This is a genomic window from Nonomuraea longicatena (assembly GCF_039525605.1).
In the GTDB taxonomy this organism is placed as follows: domain Bacteria; phylum Actinomycetota; class Actinomycetes; order Streptosporangiales; family Streptosporangiaceae; genus Nonomuraea; species Nonomuraea longicatena.
On record NZ_BAAAHQ010000031.1, the window covers coordinates 38,932 to 60,581 of the forward strand.

The window sequence follows — 21,650 nt, forward strand, 5'->3', positions numbered from 1 at the left end:
CATCCCGCGTTACGCTCGGTGTTCAGCAGTCTGTTATCCCCCAGGAGCAGAACGTGGCCATCGACCTCATTCTCCGGCGCGCCTGGAATGCCCGGCCCCCTACCGGGGCCTACACGGTTCTCGACTCGACCAAGGGCGTCAAGGTCCACTACACCGGCGGGCGGGTGGAGCCCGGCATCGTCGACAATCACGATGGATGCACCGAACTCGTCCGTTCCATTCAGAACCATCACATCGACGGCAACGGCTGGATCGACATCGGCTACTGCGCCGACGAGGAGACCGAGATCCTCACCCGGCGGGGCTGGCGCACCCATCGGGAGGTGCGCGAAGGCGACCTCGTCCTCACCCTCGACCCCGTGCTCGGCCTCTCCCGCTGGCAGCACGTCCTGGAGGTCTGCGTCTTCCCCGCCAAGCGGCGCGACCTCGTCCGCATGGAGTTCCCCGGCCACTCCTCGCTCACCACCGTCAACCACCGCTGGCCCGTTCGGCGTGCCGACGGCTCGCGGGCGTGGGCCACCACCGGCGCCCTCACGCCCGGCGACCGCATCCAGGTCGCCGCCCCCTGCGCCGACCTGCCGTCCGAGCCGAAGTGGACCGACGCCCTCGTCGAACTCGCCGCCTGGTTCTGGGACGGGTCCGCCGTGCGGCGGCCCGCGCACGCCGCCCGGATCCGCGCCGCCCTGCTCGCCGCCTCCGGCGAGGCCGGCTGGGAGGAAGGCGACGGGGAGATCCGGCTGCCGGCCATCGCCCGCCACTCCTTGCGCGGGGCGCTGGAGGGCGACTTCGTCCTCTCGCTCACCCGGGCGCAGCTCGGGCTGTTCACCGAGGTCGCCGAGTTGTCCGGACGGCCGCCCGGCGACGCGCGGCTGCTCGCCGCCGTGCTGTCCGGCCGCTCGCCCACCGGCCAGGCCGCCGTCGCCCCAGCGGCCAGCGCGGTCCTGGAGGCGTACGAGGGCGAGATCTGGTGCCCGCGCACCCCCGACCAGACCTGGTTCGCCCGGCGGCGCGGCACCGTCTACTTCACCGGCAACACCTACGTCGCCTGCCCCCACCGCAAGGTCTTCGAGGGCCGGGGGGCGCACCACCTGCCCGCCGCCAACGGGGCCGGGCTCAACTCCGGCCACTACGCGGTGCTCGGTCTCGTCGGCAACGCCGGGCTGGTCGAGCCGCCCGATGCGATGCTCGACGGCATCCTGGACGCCATCGAGTACCTCCGCCAGCGCGGCGGCGCCGGGTCCGAGATCAAGGGCCATCGCGACGGCTACAGCACCGACTGCCCCGGCGACCCCCTGTACTCGTGGGTCAGACGCGGCGCCCCCCGTCCCGGCACGACCACCCCGACCCCGAGGCCCACCGCTCCCGCCTTCCCCGGCCGCCTGCTGTCCTACCCGCCCGTCGTCCGGGGCGACGACGTCCGCACCTGGCAGCAGCAGATGAGCACCCGGGGCTGGAACATCGACGTCGACGGCGCCTACGGCGCGGGCTCGCGCGAGGTCTGCCGCCGCTTCCAGCGCAACCAGGGCATCCCGGACGACGGCGTCGTCGGCCCGGTCACCTGGCGCCTGGCCTGGGAGGCGCCGCTGCCGTGACCCCCCGGAGGACCGTTTGCGATGAGTTCGGCTTACTATCCGAGACATGGATCTGGCAGCGGACTACCCCCGCGTCACCCGTGATGACTGGCGGGCCATGGCACTCGCCGTGCTGGCCAAGTCCGGGCAGGACCTCTCGGCCCTCACGACCGCCACCTACGACGGGCCGCCCCTCCAGCCGCTCTACGACCGCGCCGACCTACCGGACACTCTCCGGCCGCTGCGGTCGGCGCAGGGGTGGGACGTCCGCCAGCGCCACGCCGTCCCCGACCCCGAGGCGGTGCTCGCCGACCTTGAGAACGGGGTGACCTCGCTGTGGCTGGAGGTCGGGCCGCACGCCATCGGAGTGGACCGGCTGGCCCGGGTGCTCGACGGCGTCCACCTCGACCTCGCGCCGGTCGTCCTCGACGCGGGCCCGGCCGCGGCCTCGGCCGCCGAGGCGTTCCTCACGGCCGCGCGGGGGACGTCCGGGCTGTCGGGGAACCTCGGCGCCTCCCTGGCCGCCGTGCAGCCGGACGTCGTGGTCGCGCTCGCACGGCGGTGCCTCGACGGGCATCCCGGCATGCGGGCGGTGGTCGTGGACGCCACGCCGTACCACGACGCCGGAGGCTCCGACGCGCAGGAGCTCGGGTGCTCGCTCGCGCTCGGCGTCGCCCACCTGCGGGTGCTGACCGGCGGCGGGCTCGGGGTCGCGCAGGCGCTGGGGCAACTGGAGTTCAGGTACGCGGCCACCGCCGACCAGTTCGCGACCGTCGCCAAACTCCGGGCCGCGCGGCGGCTGTGGGCGCGGGTGGCCGAGGTGTGCGGCGGGCCCGGAGACCAGCTCCAGCACGCGGTGACCGGGTCGGCCATGATGACCGCGCGCGACCCCTGGGTGAACATGCTGCGCACCACCCTCGCCTGTTTCGGCGCCGGGGTGGGCGGTGCCGACGCGGTGACCGTACTGCCGTTCGACGCCTGCGCCGGGCTGCCGGACGCGTTCGCGCGCCGGATCGCCCGCAACACGCAGTCGCTGTTGCTGGAGGAGTGCGGGGTGGGGCGGGTGATCGACCCCGCCGGAGGCTCCTTCTACGTCGAACGCCGTACGGCCGAGCTGGCGGAGGCGGCCTGGGCCTGGTTCCAGGAGATCGAGGCGGCTGGGGGCGCGCCGGCCGCCGGGGAGCTGATCGCCGGCCGGATCGCCGCCACCCGGGCCCGCCGCGCCGACGACCTGGCCCACCGCCGCCTGCCGGTCACCGGGGTCAGCGAGTTCCCCGACCTCACCGAGACCCTCCCCGTCAGGAAAGGCGGCCCCGAAGCCGGGCTGCCCGGCTACCCGGCCGCCCACCCAGCCGAACCCGAGCCGAGCGCCGGCACGGACGGTGCCGGTTCGGGCGGGGCGGACGGGTTGCCGCGCATCAGGTACGCGGCGGCGTTCGAGCAACTGCGGGATCTCGCCGACGCGCGGCCGGAGCGGCCGAAGGTGTTCCTCGCCACGATCGGGCCGATCGCCGTGCACACCGCGCGGGCGGCGTTCGCGGCGAACCTGTTCCAGGCGGGCGGGCTGGCCACCGAGACCGCCGGACCTGCCGTGGACGCCGACCAGATCGCCACCGCCTTCGCCGTCAGCGGATCGCGGGTGGCCTGCCTGTGCTCCAGCGACAGAATGTACGCCGAGCACGCCGAAGCCGTCGCCGCCGCCCTCAAACGGGCCGGGGCCAAGCGCGTGTGGCTGGCGGGCAAGGGCGACTTCGCGCACGTGGACGGCCGCGTCTTCGCCGGGTGCGACGCGCTCACGGTGCTCCGCACGACGTTCGAGGACCTGGAGGTGACCCGGTGATCCCCGACTTCACCGACATCCCGCTCACGTCCGAGCGGACGCCCCCGGACGGGCCGGCCGACCGGCCGGTGGAGGAACAGCTGAAGGGGCCGGTGAAGGGGCCGGTGAAGGGGCAGGCGTGGGAGACTCCGGAGGGCATCGGGGTCAAGCCGCTCTACACCTCCGCCGACCTGGACGGACTCGACTTCCTCGACACCTATCCGGGCGCGGCCCCCTACCTGCGCGGGCCGTACCCGACGATGTACGTCAACCAGCCGTGGACGATCCGCCAGTACGCCGGGTTCTCCACCGCCGAGGACTCCAACGCCTTCTACCGGCGCAACCTCGCGGCCGGGCAGAAGGGCCTGTCGGTGGCCTTCGACCTGGCGACGCACCGGGGCTACGACTCCGACCATCCGCGTGTGGCGGGCGACGTCGGCATGGCGGGCGTCGCGATCGACTCGATCTACGACATGCGGCAGCTCTTCGACGGCATCCCGCTGGATCGGATGTCGGTGTCGATGACGATGAACGGCGCGGTGCTGCCGGTGCTCGCGCTCTACATCGTGGCGGCGGAGGAGCAGGGGGTGGCGCCGGAGCAGCTCGCGGGGACCATCCAGAACGACATCCTCAAGGAGTTCATGGTCCGCAACACCTACATCTACCCGCCCGCCCCATCGATGCGCATAATTTCGGATATTTTCGCTTACGCGAGCGAGAAGATGCCGAAGTTCAACTCCATCAGCATCTCCGGCTACCACATCCAGGAGGCCGGGGCCACCTGCGACCTCGAACTCGCCTACACCCTCGCCGACGGCGTCGAGTACCTGCGCGCGGGCGTGGACGCCGGGCTCGACATCGACGTCTTCGCCCCCCGGTTGTCGTTCTTCTGGTGCATCGGCATGAACTTCTTCATGGAGGTCGCCAAACTGCGGGCCGCCCGGCTGCTCTGGTCGCGCCTGGTGTCCGGATTCGCGGCGAAGAACCCGAAGTCCCTGTCGCTGCGGACCCACTCGCAGACCTCCGGCTGGTCCCTCACCGCGCAGGACGTCTACAACAACGTGGTCCGCACCTGCGTCGAGGCCATGGCCGCCACCCAGGGCCACACGCAGTCGCTGCACACCAACGCCCTCGACGAGGCCCTGGCCCTGCCCACCGACTTCTCCGCCCGCATCGCCCGCAACACCCAGTTGCTCCTGCAGCAGGAGTCGGGCACCACCCGGGTGATCGACCCGTGGGGCGGCTCCTACTACGTCGAGCGTCTCACCCACGACCTCGCCGTACAGGCGTGGGGGCACCTGCGGGAGGTCGAGGCGGCGGGCGGCATGGCCAAGGCCATCGACGCCGGGCTGCCCAAGCTCCGCATCGAGGAGGCCGCCGCGCGCACCCAGGCGCGCATCGACTCGGGCAGGCAGCCGGTGATCGGCGTCAACCTCTTCCGTCCCGCCGCGGACGAGCCGATCGAGGTGCTCAAGGTGGACAACAGCGCGGTCCGCGCCCAGCAGCTCGACAAGCTGCGGCGGCTGCGGGCCGAGCGCGACGACCAGGCCGTACAGCAGGCTCTGGAGGCCCTCACGAAGGCCGCGGACGCCGCCCGGAACGGCACCCGCGCCCCCGGCCTCGGTGAGAACCTGCTCAAGCTCGCCGTCGACGCCGCCCGCGCCAAGGCCACCGTGGGCGAGATCTCCGACGCGCTGGAAAGGGTGTACGGGCGCCACGCCGGGCAGGTGCGTACGATCTCCGGCGTGTACCGAGACGAAGCGGGGCCCGTGGCGGCGATCGAGCGTGTACGCGAGGCGTGCGCGGCCTTCCACAAGGCAGAGGGGCGCCGCCCGCGCATCCTGGTGGCCAAGATCGGCCAGGACGGCCACGACCGGGGCCAGAAGGTGATCGCCACGGCCTTCGCCGATCTGGGCTTCGACGTGGACGTCGGCCCGCTGTTCCAGACGCCGGAGGAGGTGGCCAGGCAGGCGGTCGAGGCGGACGTGCACATCGTGGGCGTCTCCTCCCTCGCGGCCGGGCACCTGACCCTGGTCCCGGCGCTGCGGCGGGCACTGGAGGAACTGGACGCGCCGGAGATCATGATCGTGGTCGGCGGGGTGATCCCGCCGGGCGACTTCGCGGCCCTGCGCGAGGCGGGCGCCTCGGCCATCTTCCCGCCGGGCACGGTGATCGCCGACGCCGCCCTCGGCCTGCTCGCGGAACTCGAACACCGCCTGGGCCACTGAAGTCCGCCGGTGACGGACTACTGGGTGCCGAGGGGGCAGATCTCCACCACCGCCGACTTGCGGGCGACGGCGGGTGAGTCGACCCGCAGCGTCACCGTGTGCCGTCCAGGAGTGGTCAGCGCGGGCGGGGCCGGCAGCCTGCGGGTGAGCGACTGGCCCAGATAGGCCGTCCGCCGGGCGACGACCTGGCCGTCGACGATCCACGAGTAGCTGAGCCGCATCGGCCGCCTGGTGCCCTCCACCATGCCGCTGACCAGCGTGTCGCCCACCTGGCAGTCACGGCTGACGGCCGTCCGGGTGCCCCGCGCCCTGACATACAGGATCTTGACCCCGTCGGGGCGAGGGCTCCGCGTCGCGGACGGGCGGCCGGAGGGCGCCGGGGTCGCCGGCGCGGTGGCGAGCGCCCGGTTGGGCTCGGCCTCCGAGGGCGTCAGCCACACGATCAGCCCGGCCAGCGACAGTACGGCCACGCCGGACACCCCCGCCACCAGCGCCGTGCGCAGCCCGCGGCGCCCCCGCCGCGCCCGGTCGCGCTGCGGGAGGGCCGGCTGCTCGCCGCCCAGCAGGTGCAGCATCACCTGCCGCATCGCCGGCCGGTGGCCGGGCTCCTTGGCCAGGCAGCTCTGCACGATCGCGCGCAGCGGCTGGGGCATGTCGCCGAGCTGCGGCTCCTCGTGCATGATCCGGTGGATGACCGTGGGCAGCGAGCCGTCGCCGAACGGCGGCGCGCCCGTCGTGGCGAACACGATCACGCCCGCCCAGGCGAACACGTCCGCCGCCGCCCCGGCCTCCTGGCCGGCGAGCTGTTCCGGCGCCATGTACGCGGGCGTGCCGTGGAAGCCGCCCGCCGCCGTGACCGCCTGCTGGGCGCCCACGAGCCCGAAGTCCACCACACGCGGCCCGCCGGGGCCGAGCAGCACGTTCGCGGGTTTGAGGTCGCGGTGCACGACCCCGGCCTGGTGGATGGCGGCCAGCGCCGTCGCGGTCGCCGTCGCCAGGCGCTGCAGCTCGGCGCCGCCCTGTCTGCCGACGCGCTGCAACGCGGGCCCGTCGACGTACTCGCTCACCACGTACGGTCTCCCGCCGAACGAGGCGTCGAGCACCTGGGCGACACCGAGCGGTTCGACGCGGCGGGCGGCGGTGAGCTCCCGGACCAGGCGGTCGTCCCCCGACAGCTCCTCGCGGAGCACCTTGACCACGACCGGCACGCCGTTGCGCGCCTGGGCGAGGTAGACCGGCCCTTGGCTGCCCGCGCCGAGGCGCCCGACCAGTCGGTAGGGTCCGACCGCCGCCGGGTCGCCCTCGCGCAGCGGATCGACGTGCGGCATGAGGGGAGTGACTCCTGTGACGGCTGGGACGGATCTCCAAGACCATAGCGGCAAAGAGTGACGTTTGTCGGATCTTCTGCTGACCTGCCGTAAAGGCCCACGTCGCCCGCTTTTGCTTTCAGCAAACGTTCAACACACAACCACGCGTGGACAGCCATACTTGCAACAGGAATCGGGCACACGAGGGGCAGGCGGATCACCTATGCCGGGGGGCAGGCTCACCCAGGAGGAACGCCACGAGATCGCCGGCGGGCTGGCCGGGGGTCTCACCTACACCGAGATCGCCGTCCGCCTCGGGCGTCCGGTCTCGACGGTCACCCGCGAGGTGAGCCGCAACGGCGGGCCACGCGACTACCAGGCGGAACGCGCCCACGAGGCCACCGGGGCGCGCGCCAGGCGGAGCAAGGGCGCCGCCCGCCCGTCGCCGCCCTCGGCCGCCGAGGGCCGCGACCGGGAGGCGCTGCGCGCGCTGGAGGAGCGGCTCACCGAGACGCTGGTCGAGACCGGCCTGCCGCGCACGACCGCGCGCGTCCTGGTCGCCCTGCACCTCGCCGACAGCGGCAGCGCGACCGCCGCCGAACTCGCCCGCAGCCTGCGCCTGAGCCCCGCCTCCATCTCCAAGGCCGTCGGCCAGCTCGAAAGCCAGGCGCTGATCCGCCGCGAGCGCGACAGCAGGCGCCGCGACCGCTACGTCATCGACGGCGACATCTGGTACCAGTCGTGGCTGGCCAGCGTGCGCAGGAACATCATGATCGCCGACATCGCCGACGGCGGGGTCGAGGTCCTCGGCCCGGAGACGCCCGCCGGCGCCCGGATGCGCGAGATGGGGCTGCTGCTGCGGCAGGTCAGCGACGACATGATCCAGGCGGCCGAGCGCTGGCGCCGCTGACCGGCGAGCCCAGGGCGGCGGCTCGGGGCGGCCGGTGGTGACCTTCGAATGACGGCCCTGGGTGGTGGGTGGGGCGGCCGGGCGGCGGCCTGTGAACGACGGGTCGGGCGGCCGAAGCGGTGATCGTCGAACGCCGGGCCCGGGCGGTGGGGCCGGTCGAGGGCGGGGACCGTACGATCGGGGGCATGCGGTCGGTGGAGGAGTACGTCGCGGGGGTGCGGGCCGGGTCGCGCGCCTGGATCGCGCGGGCGATCACCCTGGTCGAGTCCACCAGGCCCGACCACGCCGAACTGGCCCAGCGGCTGCTCGTCGAACTCGCGCCCCTCGCCGGCGACACCTGGCGGGTGGGCGTCTCGGGCGTCCCCGGAGTGGGCAAGTCCACGTTCATCGACGCGTTCGGCACCATGCTCACCGGGCGCGGTCACCGGGTGGCGGTCCTGGCCGTCGACCCGTCCTCCACGCGGACCGGCGGGAGCATCCTCGGCGACAAGACCCGGATGGCGCGACTGTCGGCGGACGAGCGCGCCTTCATCCGCCCCTCGCCGACCTCGGGCACGCTGGGCGGCGTCGCGGAGGCCACCCGCGAGGCGATCGTGGTCGTCGAGGCGGCGGGCTACGACGTCGTGCTCGTCGAGACCGTCGGCGTCGGCCAGTCCGAGACCGCCGTGGCCGACATGGTGGACACCTTCCTGCTGCTCAGCCTGGCCCGCACCGGCGACCAACTGCAGGGCATCAAGAAGGGCGTGCTGGAGCTGGCCGACCTCATCGCGGTCAACAAGGCCGACGGCGAGGACGAGCCGCAGGCCCGCAAGGCCGCCCGCGAACTGGCCGGCGCGTTGCGCATGCTCCGCTCGGAGGGCCCGCCGCCGCCCGTGCTCACCTGCAGCGGCCTGACCGGCGCCGGGCTGGAGGAGCTGTGGGTGCGCGTCGGCGCCCACCGCGCGGGCACCGACGTGCCCGCGCGCCGGCGCGAGCAACAGGTCCGCTGGACCTGGACCCTGGTACGCACCAGGCTCCTGGCCGAGTTGCGCGCCGACCCCGGTGTCGCGGCGGTCGCGGCGCGGGCCGAGCGCGAGGTGCTGGCGGGCACGCTCACCCCCGCCGCGGCGGCCGCCCGGATGCTGGCCGCCTTCCAGCGTTAGAACGGTGATCTCTGCGGAGGGGGAAGTTTCCACCGCAGGGTGAAATATCGCCACACCGCCGTTGTTGTGGGCCGGGTCGCCCCTGCTGGCATATGTCACGATGGCCCGCACATCGACGAGCGGGAGAGGCGTATGTGTGACGACTCGATGCTGCCCGAGGCGGTCGCGAAGGCGCTGCGCGAGTACGGCGGGCTGCTCGGTGAACACGGCATCACCTGGGGTGAGCCGGAGCTCGCGTACGTGAAGCTGTTCGCCCCCCGCAGGGTGCTGCCGCCCGACCGGCTGCCCGCGTTCTGGGCGGCGGCCTTCACCCATCTGCTCAAACGCCACCCGGGCGAGCCGGTCGAGCGCGTCGCCACCCGGATCGCCGAACTCGACTTCGACGAACTGCTGCGCGACGCCCTCGATGGCCACGTGCCCGCCCACGCCGCCGCCCTGCGACTCACCGAGACCGGCCACCGGCTGGAGGGCCTGCCCCGCGTCCTGCTCGATCGCCCGGGGGAGCCGATCCCGCTGTTGATCGACTCGCGGCGGGAACGTTCCTGCGTCGTCGAGGTGGCCGGACGGCGGCGCGAACTCGCGCCGCGCGGCGCCTGGCTGGTGGACGTCGAACCCGGCGCACCCGGCGCACCCGGCACCCCGAGTGACCTGAGCGACACAGTGCTGCTCGACGGTGTGCCGGTCAGCTTGGCGCCGCTGGTCAGGCGGATGCCGTCGGCCCGGCTGCGGGTGCGGGCGCCGTTCCCGTGCCGCTGGTCGATCACCGGTGCGGGCGGGCAGGGCTGGTTCCCCGAAGGGGCGCCGAGGCGGCACGACTACCACGGCCGCCCCTACTTCCACGGCGCCGACCTCGTCCTCGACGTACCGGCCGGGCCGCTGACGGTGACGGCCACCAGGGGCATGGAGTACCACGAGGAGCGCGTCGAGCTGACCCTCGCCCCCGGCACCGAGCACGTGGCGGAGCTGAGCCCGCGCCGCCTCTACGACGCCGCCGCGAACGGCTGGTACGGCGGCGACCTGCACACCCACCTCAACTGGGCGGGAGACCTGGTGGCCAGGCCCGCCGACGCCGCGGCCGCCCAGCACGGCGAGGACCTGCACGTGCTCAACCTGCTGGCGGGCAACGTGACGGGCGAGCGCGTCTACGACAGGGAGGCGCTCGTCCACTGGGTCGGCCGCGACCTGCCCTGGTCCGACGCCACCCACGTGGCCCGCATGGGCGCCGAGTACCGCAACGACCTGCTCGGCCACTCCTACGCCTTCGGACTGACCCAGGTGCCGGAGGTCCTGCACACCGGCTTCGTGACCGACTACGACTGGCCGCCCAACGCCGAGGGCCTGCGGCGCCTGCGGGAGTACGACGCGCTCGTCGGCTACAGCCATCCCTTCTCCCGGCCGGTGCGCGACGACGACCCGGCCTCGGCCGTGATCGGCCCGGTGCCGAGGAACTGCGCCGCCCGCGAACTGGTCGCCGACGCCGCCCTCGGCCTCGTCGACAGCCTCGACGTGCTCACGCACGCCTCCATCCCGGCCACCGCCGCCGTCTACCGCAGGCTGCTCGGCGCGGGCAACCGGCTGGCGGCGACCGCCGGCACCGACACGATGATCTCCTTCACCCGGTCGGACAACCAGTCCAACCCGCCCGGCTGGGCACGCGTCTACGCCCAGGTCGAGGGGCGGCTGAGCGCGGGTTCGTTCGCGGCCGCCGTACGCGCCGGGCGCACGTTCGCCACCACCGGGCCGTGGCTGGAGCTGTCCGTCGAGGGGCACGGACCGGGCGCCGTCCTGGACGCCAGGCAGGGCGGGCGGCTGACGGTCACCGCGACCGCGATCGGCCCGGAGGTGTCGGCGGTGCGCGTGCGCACCCACGACGGGGTGCGCGCGGGCGCCGAACGGCTCGGCGGCGGCGACGAGCGGCTGACGGTCACGGCCGAGCTCGACGTGAGCGGTCCCGGCTACGTGCTGGCCGAGGTCCTGTGCGAGCCGGGCCACCCCCGCACCCTCACCGGGTACGGCTACGCGCTCACCAGCCCGATCTACATCGAGGTCGGCGGGCGGGGCGTGGCCCGCCAGGAGGACGTGCTGTGGTGCCTCGACTGGCTCGAACTCCTGGAGGACCTGATCGAGCGGCACGCCCGGCTGCGCACCTCCGAGCAGCTCGACGCCCATCTCGGCCTGCTGGAGGAGGCTAGAGAGGTGTATCGCGCCCGGTTAGTCTGATCGTCGATGGACATCAAGCACGTTCTGCGCGAACACCCTGAATGGCTGGACCACCTCGAATCCGTCGGCCCCGTCGACGTCCGCTTTCCCCACGACCTGCTCGGCGAGCTGCTGCGGCTGGCCGTACCGCATGAGGACATCGGCGGCGTCCTCGCCGGCCTGCCCGCGCCGGGCGACCCCCACTGGTGGCTACTGGAGCGCTGCGTGGGCTCCCTGGTCGCCTCCATGGGAGACACGGAGGCGCCGCCGAGGTTCCCCGAGCTGCCCGAGCTCGGTCCCTACTTCTACGTCCACGTCTACCTGGCCGCGCTGCCGTACACGCGGGCCTACCACCGCGAGCACGGCATCCCCGAGCACGTCGCCCAGGCGACCCTGGCCGACCTGGGCCGCAACATGGCGGTCCACCGTAAACGATTCCGCGCCCCAGGGCTGCACGCGCCGTTCTGGTTCATGCTCCACGCCAGGGGCATGATCTACCAGCTGGGCAGGCTGCAGTTCGAGCGGTCCCTGATGCGCGAGGGGACCGCGTCAGGGGTCAGGGCGGCCGGGATGGACCCCGGTGACGGGAATCCGGCGCTCGACGTGCACATCCCCGACTTCTGCGGCCCGATGGACCCCGCCTCGTGCGACCGGTCCTTCGCACGGGCGGCCGAGTTCTTCCCCCGGCACTTCCCGAAGGAGAAGTACCTCGTCGCCACCTGCCACTCGTGGCTGCTCGACGAGCAACTCGCCCGTTATCTCCCGGAGGGCTCGAACATCATCGCCTTCCAGCGCCGTTTCCACCTCCTGCACCGTTTCGAGACCGGGGTGCTGGGCTTCGTGTTCGGCGCCGACGCCGAGGCCGACCCGCTGCCGCGCCGCTCCAGCCTGGAGCGCGCGATCGCCGACCACCTCGCGGAGGGCGGCAGCTGGTACGGCCGGGCGGGGTGGCTGCGCCTGTCATGACCTGCGGCGTCTCTCAGCTTTCTGGCCGCATGTGCTAAATTTCGGCCATGCGGTCAGAAAACAAGCCGAGCGGCCAGCGATCGTTCATCGAAGAGGCCAGGCGGGCGCAGATCGCCGCCTCGGCGGTGGAGGTGCTGGCGGAGGTGGGCTTCGCCAAGGCGTCGCTCGCGGCGATCGCCAAGCACGCGGGCATCAGCAAGGGCGTCATCTCCTATCACTTCGCCGGCAAGGACGAACTGATGGAGGAGGTCGTCACGCGCGTCTACACGGAGATAACCGAGTACGTCATCACCCGGATGGAGGGACTCACCACCGCGGGCGAGCAGTTGCGCGTCCAGATCCTGTCGGTCGCCGAGCACATGCACGGCCACCGCAACCGGCTGCTGGCGGTCTGGGAGATCTTCAACAACCTGCGCGACGCCGACGGCAGGCCCCGCTACGGCGCCCACACCAGCGAGGACCTCTACCTGCTGCTGGAGTCCATCTACGACCTCGGCCAGCGCACCGGCGAGTTCCGCGCCTTCGACAAGCGGGTCATGGCGGTCACCCACACGGCCGCCGTCGACGCCATGTGCGGCTACTGGGCCGCCACCCCCGGCTACGACATCGACGCGCACGCCCGCGAACTGGCCGACCTGATGGACCGGGCGGTACGGTGACCGCCCGGTGAGCGGGCCTACGCGTCGTAGAAGGAGTCGAGCACCTTGCCGTGGCGCTCCTCCACGACCTTGCGCCGGATCTTGAGGCTGGCCGTCAGCTCACCCGACTCCACCGAGAAGTCGTCGGCCAGGATCTCGAACTTCTTGACGGTCTCGTAGCTGGCCAGCTCCGCGTTGACCCGGCCGATCGCCTGCTCCACCTCGGCGCGCATCCTCGGGTGCGCGCGCAGCGCCTCCGCGTCGGCGGGCAGCCCGGCCGAGGCCGCCCACGGCGTGACGACGTCCATGTCGAGCGTCACCAGCGCCGTGCAGTAGTTGCGCCGGTCGCCGTGCACGAACACGTGCGACAGGTACGGGCAGGCCGCCTTGATCCGCCCCTCCAGGTAGGTCGGCGCGACGTACTTGCCGCCCGAGGTCTTGATCAGTTCCTTCTTGCGGTCGGTGATCCGCAGCCGCCCGGCGGCGTCGACCTCGCCGATGTCGCCGGTGCGCATCCAGCCGTCCTCCAGGACGGCCGCCGTGTCCTCCGGCAGGTTGTGGTAGCCGCGCATCACGCAGGGGCCGCCGACGAGGACCTCGCCGTCCTCGGCGATGCGGACCTCGACGCCGGGCAGCGGCGGGCCCACCGTGCCGAAGGCCACCGACTCCGGCCGGTTGAGGAAGCTGCCCGCCGACGTCTCGGTCAGGCCGTACCCCTCCAGGATCGTCAGCCCCGCCGCGTCGAAGAACTCCGCCATCTCCATCGACAGCGGGGCCGCGCCGGAGATGAAGAAGCGGATGCGACCGCCGAAGCGCTCGCGCAACTTGGCGAACACCAGCCGGTCGGCCACCGCGTACTCGACGCGGGTGGTCAGCGGGACCGCCGCGCCGCGCTGCCTGGCCCGCACCACCCGGTTGCCGGTCGACTTGGCCCACTCGAAGATGCGCAGCTTCAGGCCGCCCTCGCGCCGCACGGTCGCCGACACCGTGTTGTGGATCTTCTCGAAGATGCGGGGCGCCGCCGCCATGAACGTGGGCTTGAGGACGCCCAGGTTCTCCGCGATCCGGTCGAGGCGGCCGTCGATCGCGGTGGGCACCCCGGCATCGACCATGACGACCTGCAGCAGCTTGCCGAAGCTGTGCGACAGCGGCAGCCACAGGAAGTGCAGGTCGGCCGGGCCGATAATGTCGAGCTTGCGGACCGCGCGCGCGATGAACAGCCAGTTGTCGTGGGTCAGCTCCACGCCCTTCGGGCGGCCGGTCGTGCCCGAGGTGTAGATGAGGGTGGCGAGATCCTCGGCGCCGATGGCGTCGATCATCGCGTCGTAGGCGCCGTCGGCCGCGCCGGGGTCGGAGACGGCCTCCCAGGGCACCACCCAGCCGTCGTCGCCGTCCTCCTCGGCGGGGCCGTCGATGACGATCACGTGTTTGACGTCGGGCAGCTCGGCACGGACCGAGCGCAGCTTGGCGACCTGCTCGGCGTTCTCGGCGACGACCAGGGTGCTGCCCGAGTCGTTGATCACGAACGCGGACTCGGCGGCCGTGTTGGCCGGGTAGATCGTGGTGGTGGCCGCCCCGGTGGCCAGCACGGCGAAGTCGGCGAGGATCCATTCGAGCCGCGTGGAGCACAGGATCGCGACCCGGGTGTCCGGCGCGGCCCCGAGCCTGGCCAGGCCGAGAGCCAGTTCGCGCACCCGCTCGCCGGTTTGTCGCCAGGTGAGAGAGGTCCAGCCGGTCTCGGACGGCACACGGTACGCCTCCGAGTCCGGGGTCTGCTCGACCCGATCGCGCAGCAGGGCGGGGATGCTGGTCATGCCTGGCCTCCTGAGGGGTTTTGGTGCTGACAATAGGGCGAAGTCCGGCCGTCAGTCGATGGCGGCGTCGAGGTCGTCCCCGGTGCGGATCTCCCAAGCACCGCACGAACATCGGACATAGGACACCATTCCCTCGGAAGTGGCATGAGCGGAGACGGTGACGGTCTCATGAAGATCGGGCATGTCCCCAACCTGATGTAATGGTCTTGTGCACTTCAACACTTACGGAGGCAACGGGGCCGCGCTCTCGGCCGACCTGGTCAACACCGGCGACTTCGGGCCCGCCGCGCTGTCGCCGATGCTCGAACGACACGGCATGCTCAGGACCGCGCTGACCCCCGCACAGGCGGCGGAGGTCGAACGGTGGGCGGACCGGCTCGCACCGGTCTTCGGCGAACGCGACCAGGACACCCAGCTCGCGCTGGTCAACGCGCTACTGGAGATCACCGCGACCCGGCCCTACCTCAGCGCCCACGACGGACGGCGGCCGCATCTGCACTTCTTCGACCTCGACGCCGACATCGTGGCCAGGACGAAGGACACCACGGCGGGCGGGCTGGCCATGGCGATCGCCTTCTCCGACGGGCGACGGCTGGGCCGCTGCGACCGCCCCGGCTGTCCGGCCGTCTACGTGGACACCTCGCGCAACGGCCGCCGCCGCTTCTGCTCGATCGCCTGCGCGAACCGCGTCAACGTGGCCGCCCACCGGGCCCGCGGCGGATGAGAAAGGCTTCCCGCAAGGGCGGCCGTGCTCCACGGTGCCGACGATCGCGATTGACGAAGCGGATCAACCGGGCGATAGTGTGGCAGGTGGCTGTCCCCCGGATGATGACGTGTGCCCTCGCGCTCGTGACGCTGACCGCCTGCACGTCCGGGCCGACCGGTGGGGAACCGGTGGCCAGGGGCGTGATCGGGGCCGACGGCGCCACCCCGCCCCCCGCCAGCCAGAGCCCGGCGGCGTTGACGCCCGCGGCGTACAAGGACGCGCTGGCCTCCCGGCAGAAGACCATGTCCGGCGCGCTCAAGAGCATGCTCGGCGCCCGTACGGTCACCGCTCTCGACACGCGCCTGGAACGCGCCGGAGAGTCCCTGCGCGGCGCCGCCGACGCGCTGGCGGAGCTGTCCCCGCCCCCGGAGGTCAAGTCCGAGCACGACACCTACGTGGTGAGCCTGCGCGAACTGGCCAACTCGATGGGCTCGACCTCGGGCAAGGTCGGCAGCCGCGCCGTCTGCACGCCCGGCGCCGTGCTCACCGACCTCGGCGCGGTCCTCAAGCGGGCCGACCAGGCGGGCCAGGCCCTGGAGTCCGCGGGCGGCTACCCGGCCGACTTCATCGACGCCGGCGCCGCGTCGAAGAAGTCGCGGCGCCTGAGCAACGGGCACTTCCTCCGCAAGGAGAGCCTGACCGGGCGCAGTTACCTCCAGGTCGACAACGGCTCGCCCCGCGACGCCGTGATCACCGTCGTCAGGGGCGGCAAGAAGGCGGTCACGGTCTACGTGCGGAAGAAGACCAAGTTCAAGATCCGCGGCGTCCGCGACGGCTCCTACAAGATCTTCTTCACGCACGGCGTGGACTGGGACGGCAAGCGGCGCGCCTTCTCCCGCGATTGCAGCTTCGAGCGTTTCGAGAAGAGCGTCCGCTTCCGGACCGTCTACACGGCGACGCAGATCCGCTGGCACGACTGGAAGATCACCCTGCACGCCATCTCCGGCGGCAACGCCCCCACCAAGCGGGTCGATCCGGACAGCTTCCCCAGCTGACCGGCCCTCAGCGCGCCAGCCTGGGCAGCAGGCAGGAGGCGGCGGTGATCCCGGCCGCCGCCGCGCCGAGCAGTACGACGAGGTCGAGCGCCAGGTACGACGGCATGCCGAGCAGCAGCCCGCGCAGCGCGTCCACCTGGTAGCTCAGCGGGTTGACCGCGCTGATCGCCTGCACCCACCCCGGCATCGCCGAGATCGGGTACAGCGCGTTGGAGGCGAAGAACAGCGGCATCGTGATCGCCTGCCCGATGCCCATCAGCCGGTCACGGGTCAGCACGATCCCGGCGATCGTGACCGACAGGCAGGAGAAGAACGCCGAGCCGAGCACCACGACCAGGACCACCCCGGCCAGGCGCAGCGGATCCCAGGTCAGGCTCACCCCGAGCAGCGCCGCGATGACGATCACCACCACCGCCTGGATCATCGCCTTCACCCCCGCGGCGAACGCCTTCCCGGTGACCAGCGCCGCCCGGGGCGTCGGCGTGACCAGCAGCTTGGTGAGCACGCCGGAGTCGCGTTCCCAGATGATCTGGATGCCGTAGAAGATCGCGATGAACATCGTGGACTGGGCGATGATGCCGGGCGCGAGGTAGTCGAGGTAGGGGATGCCGCCCGTCGGGATCACCCGCAGGCGCGAGAACGTCTCCCCGAAGATCAGCAGCCACAGGGCGGGCTGGATCGCCCGGGTGCAGAGCTCGGTGCGGTCGTGGCGCAACTTCTGCAACTCGACCACGCACATCGCGACGACAGTTCCCCGGGCGTGCCGAGCGCCCTGACGCGGCCCCGGTGCACGAGCGCGACCCGCTCGCAGTACCGGTCGGCCTCGTCCATGTGGTGGGTGGTGACCAGGACGGTCATCCCGGTGGCGGCGCGCACACGCAGGATGTGCTCCCAGACGTCGGTGCGCGCGATGGGGTCCAGACCGATGGTGGGCTCGTCGAGGATGAGCAGCCTGGGGGCGCTCACCAGCGCCTGGGCGAGTTCGAGACGGCGGATCATGCCGCCGGAGTACGTGGCGGCCATCCGGTCGCCCACGCCGTCCAGGCCGACGGCCAGCAGCGCCTGAGCGACCCTGGCGGCGCGCTCGCGGCGCGGGATGTCGTAGACGCGGGCGAACAGCGAGACGTTCTCGCGCCCGGTCAGGCTCTGGTCGGCGGACAACTGCTGGGGTACATAGCCGAGCAGGCGGCGCAGCGCCATCCTGTCGGTCGCCGCGTCGTGCCCGATGACCCGCACCATGCCGGCGGGTACGGGCAGCAGCGTGGTCACGCATAGGATCGTCGTGGTCTTGCCCGCGCCGTTCGGCCCGAGCAGGCCGAACACCTCACCGGAGGCGACCGACAGGTCGAGCCCGTCGACGGCCATGGTCCGGCCGAAGGAGTAGCGCAGTCCGGTGCAGGCGACGGCGGGATCGCTCATGTCGTCCTCACCTCCTCGTGCAGGCGCCGCGCGAGCGTGCGCAACGCCGGGAGCGCGGCGGCCAGTGCCTGCCTGTCGGCTTCGCCCAGGCGGTCGAGGTGCTCGCGCAGCAGCGCCGCCCGCCGCGACTGCCAGGCGCGCAGGCGCTCCTCGGCCTGCGGCGTCAGCGTGAGGCGGGCCGAGCGGCGGTCGTCGCGGCAGGTCTCCCGGCGCAGCAGGCCGGCGGCGGTGAGCTGGTTGACCAGCGTGGAGACCGAGTTGCCCGCCAGATAGAGCTCCCTGGCGGCGGCGGAGACGCCGATGCCGGGGTTGGCGGAGACCAGCCGCAGCAGGTCGAGTTGGGCGCCGTGTAGCGGCGGCCCGGACAGTTCGGCCCTGAGCCTGCGCCGCAGGAGGCGGTGGAGGCCGGTCAGGACGCCGGAGAGGGCGTCACTCAGGTCCGAGGTGCCCATATCACGATTTTAGCTCTGTTAACGAGGCATTGGGAAATGCCCTGGCCGTTCGTTCGAGGGACCCCCGGGTGGAACGGCGAAGGGCCGCCTCCACACGGCTCGGGGAGGCGGCCCTTCGGCGCTGCTCAGGACGAGAACAGCATGCCCATGAAGCTGTCCTTGCGGCGGCGGTGGCCGTGGTGGTAGCCGCCGTGCTGCTGCGCACCCCACGCGGGGGCAGGCGCGCCCGGAGCCGGGGGCGGCGGGGCGCCGTGGTACTGAGACTCCATCCGGGTCAGAGTCTCGAGCTCGCCGTAGTCGAGGAAGATCCCCCGGCAGTTGTCACACTGCTCGATGTGGACCCCGTTGCGCTCGTATGTCCGCATGCTCCCGCGGCACTTCGGGCACTGCATCCGCTCGATCTCCTTGCCCTCAGGGAAAACCTTCTGCGTGCGCCACTATTGCAGGCTTTTCCGCAGCCCCACAATTCTGCCGCACGCCTCGATCAACGATTGCTCGGCCTCGTCGAGTTCCCGTCCGTCGCGGGCGGCGTTGAAGACCGCCACAGCGGCGAGTTGCACGGTCAGCGCGCGCGCCGGGAGGTCGAGGCGCGCCCACGGGTCGCCCGCCCCCAGCGCCGGACCGCCGGAGGCGAGGTAGGCGCCCAGGAACCGCTCCCAGATCCTCGGCTCCAGCAGCCCCGCCGCATACCAGGCGGCCGGGCGGGCGAGGTCCCAGGCGGGGTCGCCGACGCCGAGGTCGTCGACGTCGATGAGCAGCCAGCGCTCGCGGCGCACAAGCTGCCCCAGATGCCAGTCGCCGTGCGTGAGCAGCGCTGGCGCGGGCTCCTTCACCTCGATCCCGGAGTGCGCGCGGCGCACCAGCCGCTGGAGCGGGCCGTCGCCGGGCATCCGCCGTACGGCGCGGGCCGCCTGCCCCGGCCCGCCCGCCTCGGGCAGGCGCGGCACGTCCGTCAGGGGGACGGCGTGCAGCCGCGCCAGCAGGCGCGCGCCCTCCTCCCACGGCGCCGAGCCCGGGTCGGCGTGCGCGTCCTCGGCCGACACGGGAGTGCCCGCCGGCCACACGGTCAACGCCCGTCCCGCCACCCGCAGCACCTTCCGCTCCAGCGGCGGGAGCATGATCCCGGTCAGCGCCGCCGCGCCCGCCGCCCGCACCCGCAGCGCGAGCCGGTCGGGGTCGTCGCGCTCGGAATGCGCCTTGACCACCACCTCGCCCCTGCGTACCACCACCACGTCGGTGCGGCTGGGATGGACGGCCGGGGCGCCTCTGCCGCCATAGGTTCCGGCGATCTCGGTCAGTTCCTCCTCAAGACCCACGCGACCAGCCTAGGACCAACCGGACACCCGATCTCCCGTGGAACGGGCGGGTGGCGGGCGCGGGGCTGATCCGGGCGGGCCGGGGGTATCTGGAAAGGCGAGTACCGAGTACGTGAGAGCGGGAGTGGGAATGAAGGTCGGTTTCGCAGTGCCGGTGTCGGGTCCGTGGGCCACGCCCGCCAACATCCGCCGGATCGCCACCCGTGCGGAGGAACTGGGCTACGCGAGCCTGTGGACGTTCCAGCGGGTCCTCTACCCGGAGGGGCATCCGATGGGCCCGGTGTACCGCAGCGTGCACGACCCGGTCGTGACGCTCGCCCACCTGTCGGCGCTGACGCGGCGGGTGGAACTCGGGGTCGCGGTGGTCAACGCCTTCGTGCAGCCGGTCGTGCTGGCCAAGCAACTGGCGACGCTGCAGACGCTGAGCGACGGGCGGCTGGTGGCGGGGATCGGGCTCGGCTGGCTGCCCGAGGAGTTCGAGGCGGCGGGGGCGGGCTTCGCCGCGCGCGGGCGCAGGGGCGAGGAGTTCGTGGAGGTCCTGCGCAGGTGCTGGAACGACGAGGTGGTCGAGTACGACGGCGAGTTCTTCCAGATCCCGCCCGCCTACATGGACCCCAAACCGGTGCCCCCGCCGTCGGTCCTCCTGGGAGGCGCGGCCGAACGGGCGCTGGAGCGGGCCGGACGGCTGGCCGACGGATGGGTGAGCGCCAGCCGCGAGGACCTGGGCCGGATCGGGGAGAAGGTCTCCATGGTGAAGTCGGCGGCCGACAAGGCCGGGCGCGACCCCCAAGCGCTGCGGATCGTCTGCCGGGGGGTCACGAAGGTCCGTGCCGGTGAGCGCGGGCCGCTCACCGGCACCTACGAGCAGATCCGCGCGGACGTCGCCGAACTCGCGGAGAAGGGTGTCACCGACGTCTTCCATGACCTCAACTTCGACCCCGAGATCGTCACCGCCCCGCCGGAGGAGGCCATGCGCAGGGCCGAGGAAGCCCTGGAAGCCCTGGCCTGAGGGCCCCGCTCCCGGGCCCTCCGCTGCGGTGCCGAGGGCCCGCACTGCGGGGTCGTACTCCGAGGTCGTGCTGAGGGCCTGTGTCGCGGCCCGTGCGGCGGGCCCGTGCTGAAGGTTCGTGGCAGGGCCGTGGACAGGGCACTCGGTCTACGCCGCCAGCCTGGCCGCCTCCTCGGCCACGGCGGTGCGCAGGGCGCGGATGCCCTCCCGCCCGCGTACGGGGTGCACGGCGTTGGTCAGCAGCACCGCCGTGAGCCGCCGCTCCGGGTCCACCACGAGCGAGGTGCCCGTGAACCCCGAGTGGCCGAACGCGTCGCGGAGCGGTCCCACGATCGCCGGGTCGCCGATCCGCACGCCGAGCCCGTGGCGGAAGGCCGCGTGCTCGACGCCCTGGTCGCGCAGCATCTCGGCGACCGTCTCCGGCTTCAGCAGCCCCTGGCCGCCCAGCCGCAGGGCCTCGCCGAAACGCAGCAGATCGTCGGCGGTCGAGAACAGCCCGGCGTGCCCGGCGACGCCGCCGAGCCCGTAGGCGGTCTCGTCGTGGACCCGGCCGCGCACGCAGCCGGGTCCCGGCCGCTCGGGCTTCCACTCGGTGGCCGCCACCCGGGGCAGCAGCGAGGGGCCGGGCAGGTAGCCGGTGGCGGCCAGGCCGAGGACGTCGGTGACGCGCTCGCGCACGAGCGTGTCGAGCGGCGCGCCGCCCGCGAGTTCGGCGATCCGGCCCACCGTGATCATGCCGACGTCCGAGTAGAGGTACGGCCCGCCGACGGGCGCGGTGACCGGGGTGTCCACGACGGCGGCCATCCGCTCGCGCGGCCCGGCGCCGGGCAGTTCGAGGTCGACGCGGCGGGTGGGCGGCAACCCGGCGGTGTGGGTGAGCAGGCGCCGCAGGGTGATGCGCGGGTCACGGCCGGGCAGCCAGGCGGCGACGGGCTCGTCGAGCCCGAGGCGGCCCTGTTCGACCAGGGAGAGCACGGCGACGGTGGTGAACAGCTTGCTGACCGAGGCCAGGTCGAAGACCGACGCGCGATCGGCCGGCGGCCGCTCGGCCGCGAGGGTGAAGTCGAGGTCGGCGTACCGGACGAGTTCGCCGGCCGCG

Annotated in this window: 19 protein-coding genes; 11 read left to right on the forward strand and 8 right to left on the reverse strand. The window is 72.8% G+C overall.

Features of this window, described 5'->3' with window-relative positions:
* Positions 1 to 53: 53 nt before the first annotated feature.
* Genes ABD120_RS26485 through scpA form a run of 3 tightly spaced genes read left to right on the forward strand, consistent with a single transcriptional unit; the run spans position 54 to position 5,618 of the window.
* On the forward strand, positions 54 to 1,592 hold the full coding sequence (locus ABD120_RS26485; protein WP_343952785.1) for a peptidoglycan-binding protein: 1,539 nt from the start codon (positions 54 to 56) through the stop codon (positions 1,590 to 1,592).
* A 46-nt stretch (positions 1,593 to 1,638) separates the two neighbouring features.
* A complete protein-coding gene (locus tag ABD120_RS26490) occupies positions 1,639 to 3,411 on the forward strand; it encodes a methylmalonyl-CoA mutase family protein (RefSeq protein WP_343952786.1) in 1,773 nt (590 codons plus the stop codon).
* Complete coding sequence (scpA, locus tag ABD120_RS26495; protein WP_425564037.1) at positions 3,408 to 5,618, forward strand: methylmalonyl-CoA mutase; 2,211 nt, start codon at positions 3,408 to 3,410, stop codon at positions 5,616 to 5,618. Before ABD120_RS26490 ends, scpA begins: the two co-directional genes overlap by 4 nt.
* Before the next feature lie 17 nt (positions 5,619 to 5,635).
* Here the strand turns inward: scpA and ABD120_RS26500 are convergent, their stop codons facing one another.
* On the reverse strand, positions 5,636 to 6,946 hold the full coding sequence (locus ABD120_RS26500; RefSeq protein ID WP_343952787.1) for a serine/threonine-protein kinase: 1,311 nt from the start codon (positions 6,944 to 6,946) through the stop codon (positions 5,636 to 5,638).
* A 202-nt stretch (positions 6,947 to 7,148) separates the two neighbouring features.
* Here ABD120_RS26500 and ABD120_RS26505 point away from each other — a divergent pair, with 202 nt between their 5' ends.
* The 5 genes from ABD120_RS26505 (at position 7,149) to ABD120_RS26525 (ending at position 12,801) form a co-directional block, all read left to right on the forward strand.
* Positions 7,149 to 7,835: a MarR family transcriptional regulator gene (locus tag ABD120_RS26505; protein WP_343952788.1), complete on the forward strand. Its 687-nt coding sequence runs from the start codon at positions 7,149 to 7,151 to the stop codon at positions 7,833 to 7,835.
* Positions 7,836 to 8,020: 185 nt separating this feature from the next.
* Positions 8,021 to 8,977 (forward strand): methylmalonyl Co-A mutase-associated GTPase MeaB, encoded by a 957-nt coding sequence (gene meaB, locus ABD120_RS26510; protein ID WP_343952789.1) that lies wholly within the window; start codon positions 8,021 to 8,023, stop codon positions 8,975 to 8,977.
* A gap of 132 nt (positions 8,978 to 9,109) precedes the next feature.
* Positions 9,110 to 11,197 carry a CehA/McbA family metallohydrolase gene (locus tag ABD120_RS26515; RefSeq protein WP_343952790.1) on the forward strand — a complete coding sequence of 696 codons (2,088 nt, stop codon included), beginning with the start codon at positions 9,110 to 9,112 and terminating at the stop codon, positions 11,195 to 11,197.
* 6 nt (positions 11,198 to 11,203) lie between these two features.
* Positions 11,204 to 12,142, forward strand: coding sequence for an acyltransferase domain-containing protein (locus tag ABD120_RS26520; RefSeq protein WP_343952791.1), 939 nt, complete (start codon positions 11,204 to 11,206; stop codon positions 12,140 to 12,142).
* Positions 12,143 to 12,189: 47 nt separating this feature from the next.
* Positions 12,190 to 12,801 (forward strand): TetR/AcrR family transcriptional regulator, encoded by a 612-nt coding sequence (locus ABD120_RS26525; protein WP_343952792.1) that lies wholly within the window; start codon positions 12,190 to 12,192, stop codon positions 12,799 to 12,801.
* A gap of 17 nt (positions 12,802 to 12,818) precedes the next feature.
* Here the strand turns inward: ABD120_RS26525 and ABD120_RS26530 are convergent, their stop codons facing one another.
* Positions 12,819 to 14,594, reverse strand: a complete 1,776-nt coding sequence (locus ABD120_RS26530) for an AMP-dependent synthetase/ligase (protein ID WP_343952793.1) — start codon at positions 14,592 to 14,594, stop codon at positions 12,819 to 12,821.
* Between the two features lie 208 nt (positions 14,595 to 14,802).
* On the opposite strand from ABD120_RS26530, the gene ABD120_RS26535 reads away from it, so the two are divergent.
* A complete protein-coding gene (locus ABD120_RS26535; protein ID WP_343952794.1) occupies positions 14,803 to 15,318 on the forward strand; it encodes a CGNR zinc finger domain-containing protein in 516 nt (171 codons plus the stop codon).
* Positions 15,319 to 15,404: 86 nt separating this feature from the next.
* Entirely contained in the window at positions 15,405 to 16,355 is a 951-nt protein-coding gene (locus ABD120_RS26540; RefSeq protein ID WP_343952795.1) for a hypothetical protein, read from the forward strand.
* Between the two features lie 7 nt (positions 16,356 to 16,362).
* Here the strand turns inward: ABD120_RS26540 and ABD120_RS26545 are convergent, their stop codons facing one another.
* The 5 genes from ABD120_RS26545 to ABD120_RS26565 all read right to left on the reverse strand — a co-directional run bounded on the left by ABD120_RS26545 (position 16,363) and on the right by ABD120_RS26565 (position 19,542).
* Positions 16,363 to 17,088 (reverse strand): ABC transporter permease, encoded by a 726-nt coding sequence (locus ABD120_RS26545; protein ID WP_343952797.1) that lies wholly within the window; start codon positions 17,086 to 17,088, stop codon positions 16,363 to 16,365.
* Positions 17,010 to 17,774 carry an ABC transporter ATP-binding protein gene (locus ABD120_RS26550; protein WP_343952798.1) on the reverse strand — a complete coding sequence of 255 codons (765 nt, stop codon included), beginning with the start codon at positions 17,772 to 17,774 and terminating at the stop codon, positions 17,010 to 17,012. Before ABD120_RS26550 ends, ABD120_RS26545 begins: the two co-directional genes overlap by 79 nt.
* A complete protein-coding gene (locus tag ABD120_RS26555) occupies positions 17,771 to 18,226 on the reverse strand; it encodes a MarR family winged helix-turn-helix transcriptional regulator (RefSeq protein WP_343952799.1) in 456 nt (151 codons plus the stop codon). Before ABD120_RS26555 ends, ABD120_RS26550 begins: the two co-directional genes overlap by 4 nt.
* A 125-nt stretch (positions 18,227 to 18,351) precedes the next feature.
* Complete coding sequence (locus tag ABD120_RS26560) at positions 18,352 to 18,618, reverse strand: TFIIB-type zinc ribbon-containing protein (protein ID WP_343952800.1); 267 nt, start codon at positions 18,616 to 18,618, stop codon at positions 18,352 to 18,354.
* 45 nt (positions 18,619 to 18,663) lie between these two features.
* On the reverse strand, positions 18,664 to 19,542 hold the full coding sequence (locus tag ABD120_RS26565) for a phosphotransferase family protein (protein WP_343952801.1): 879 nt from the start codon (positions 19,540 to 19,542) through the stop codon (positions 18,664 to 18,666).
* Between the two features lie 130 nt (positions 19,543 to 19,672).
* On the opposite strand from ABD120_RS26565, the gene ABD120_RS26570 reads away from it, so the two are divergent.
* Positions 19,673 to 20,551, forward strand: a complete 879-nt coding sequence (locus ABD120_RS26570; protein ID WP_343952802.1) for a TIGR03619 family F420-dependent LLM class oxidoreductase — start codon at positions 19,673 to 19,675, stop codon at positions 20,549 to 20,551.
* A gap of 147 nt (positions 20,552 to 20,698) precedes the next feature.
* Here the strand turns inward: ABD120_RS26570 and ABD120_RS26575 are convergent.
* A partial coding sequence (locus tag ABD120_RS26575; protein ID WP_343952803.1) for a serine hydrolase domain-containing protein occupies positions 20,699 to 21,650 on the reverse strand: 952 nt, incomplete at its 5' end.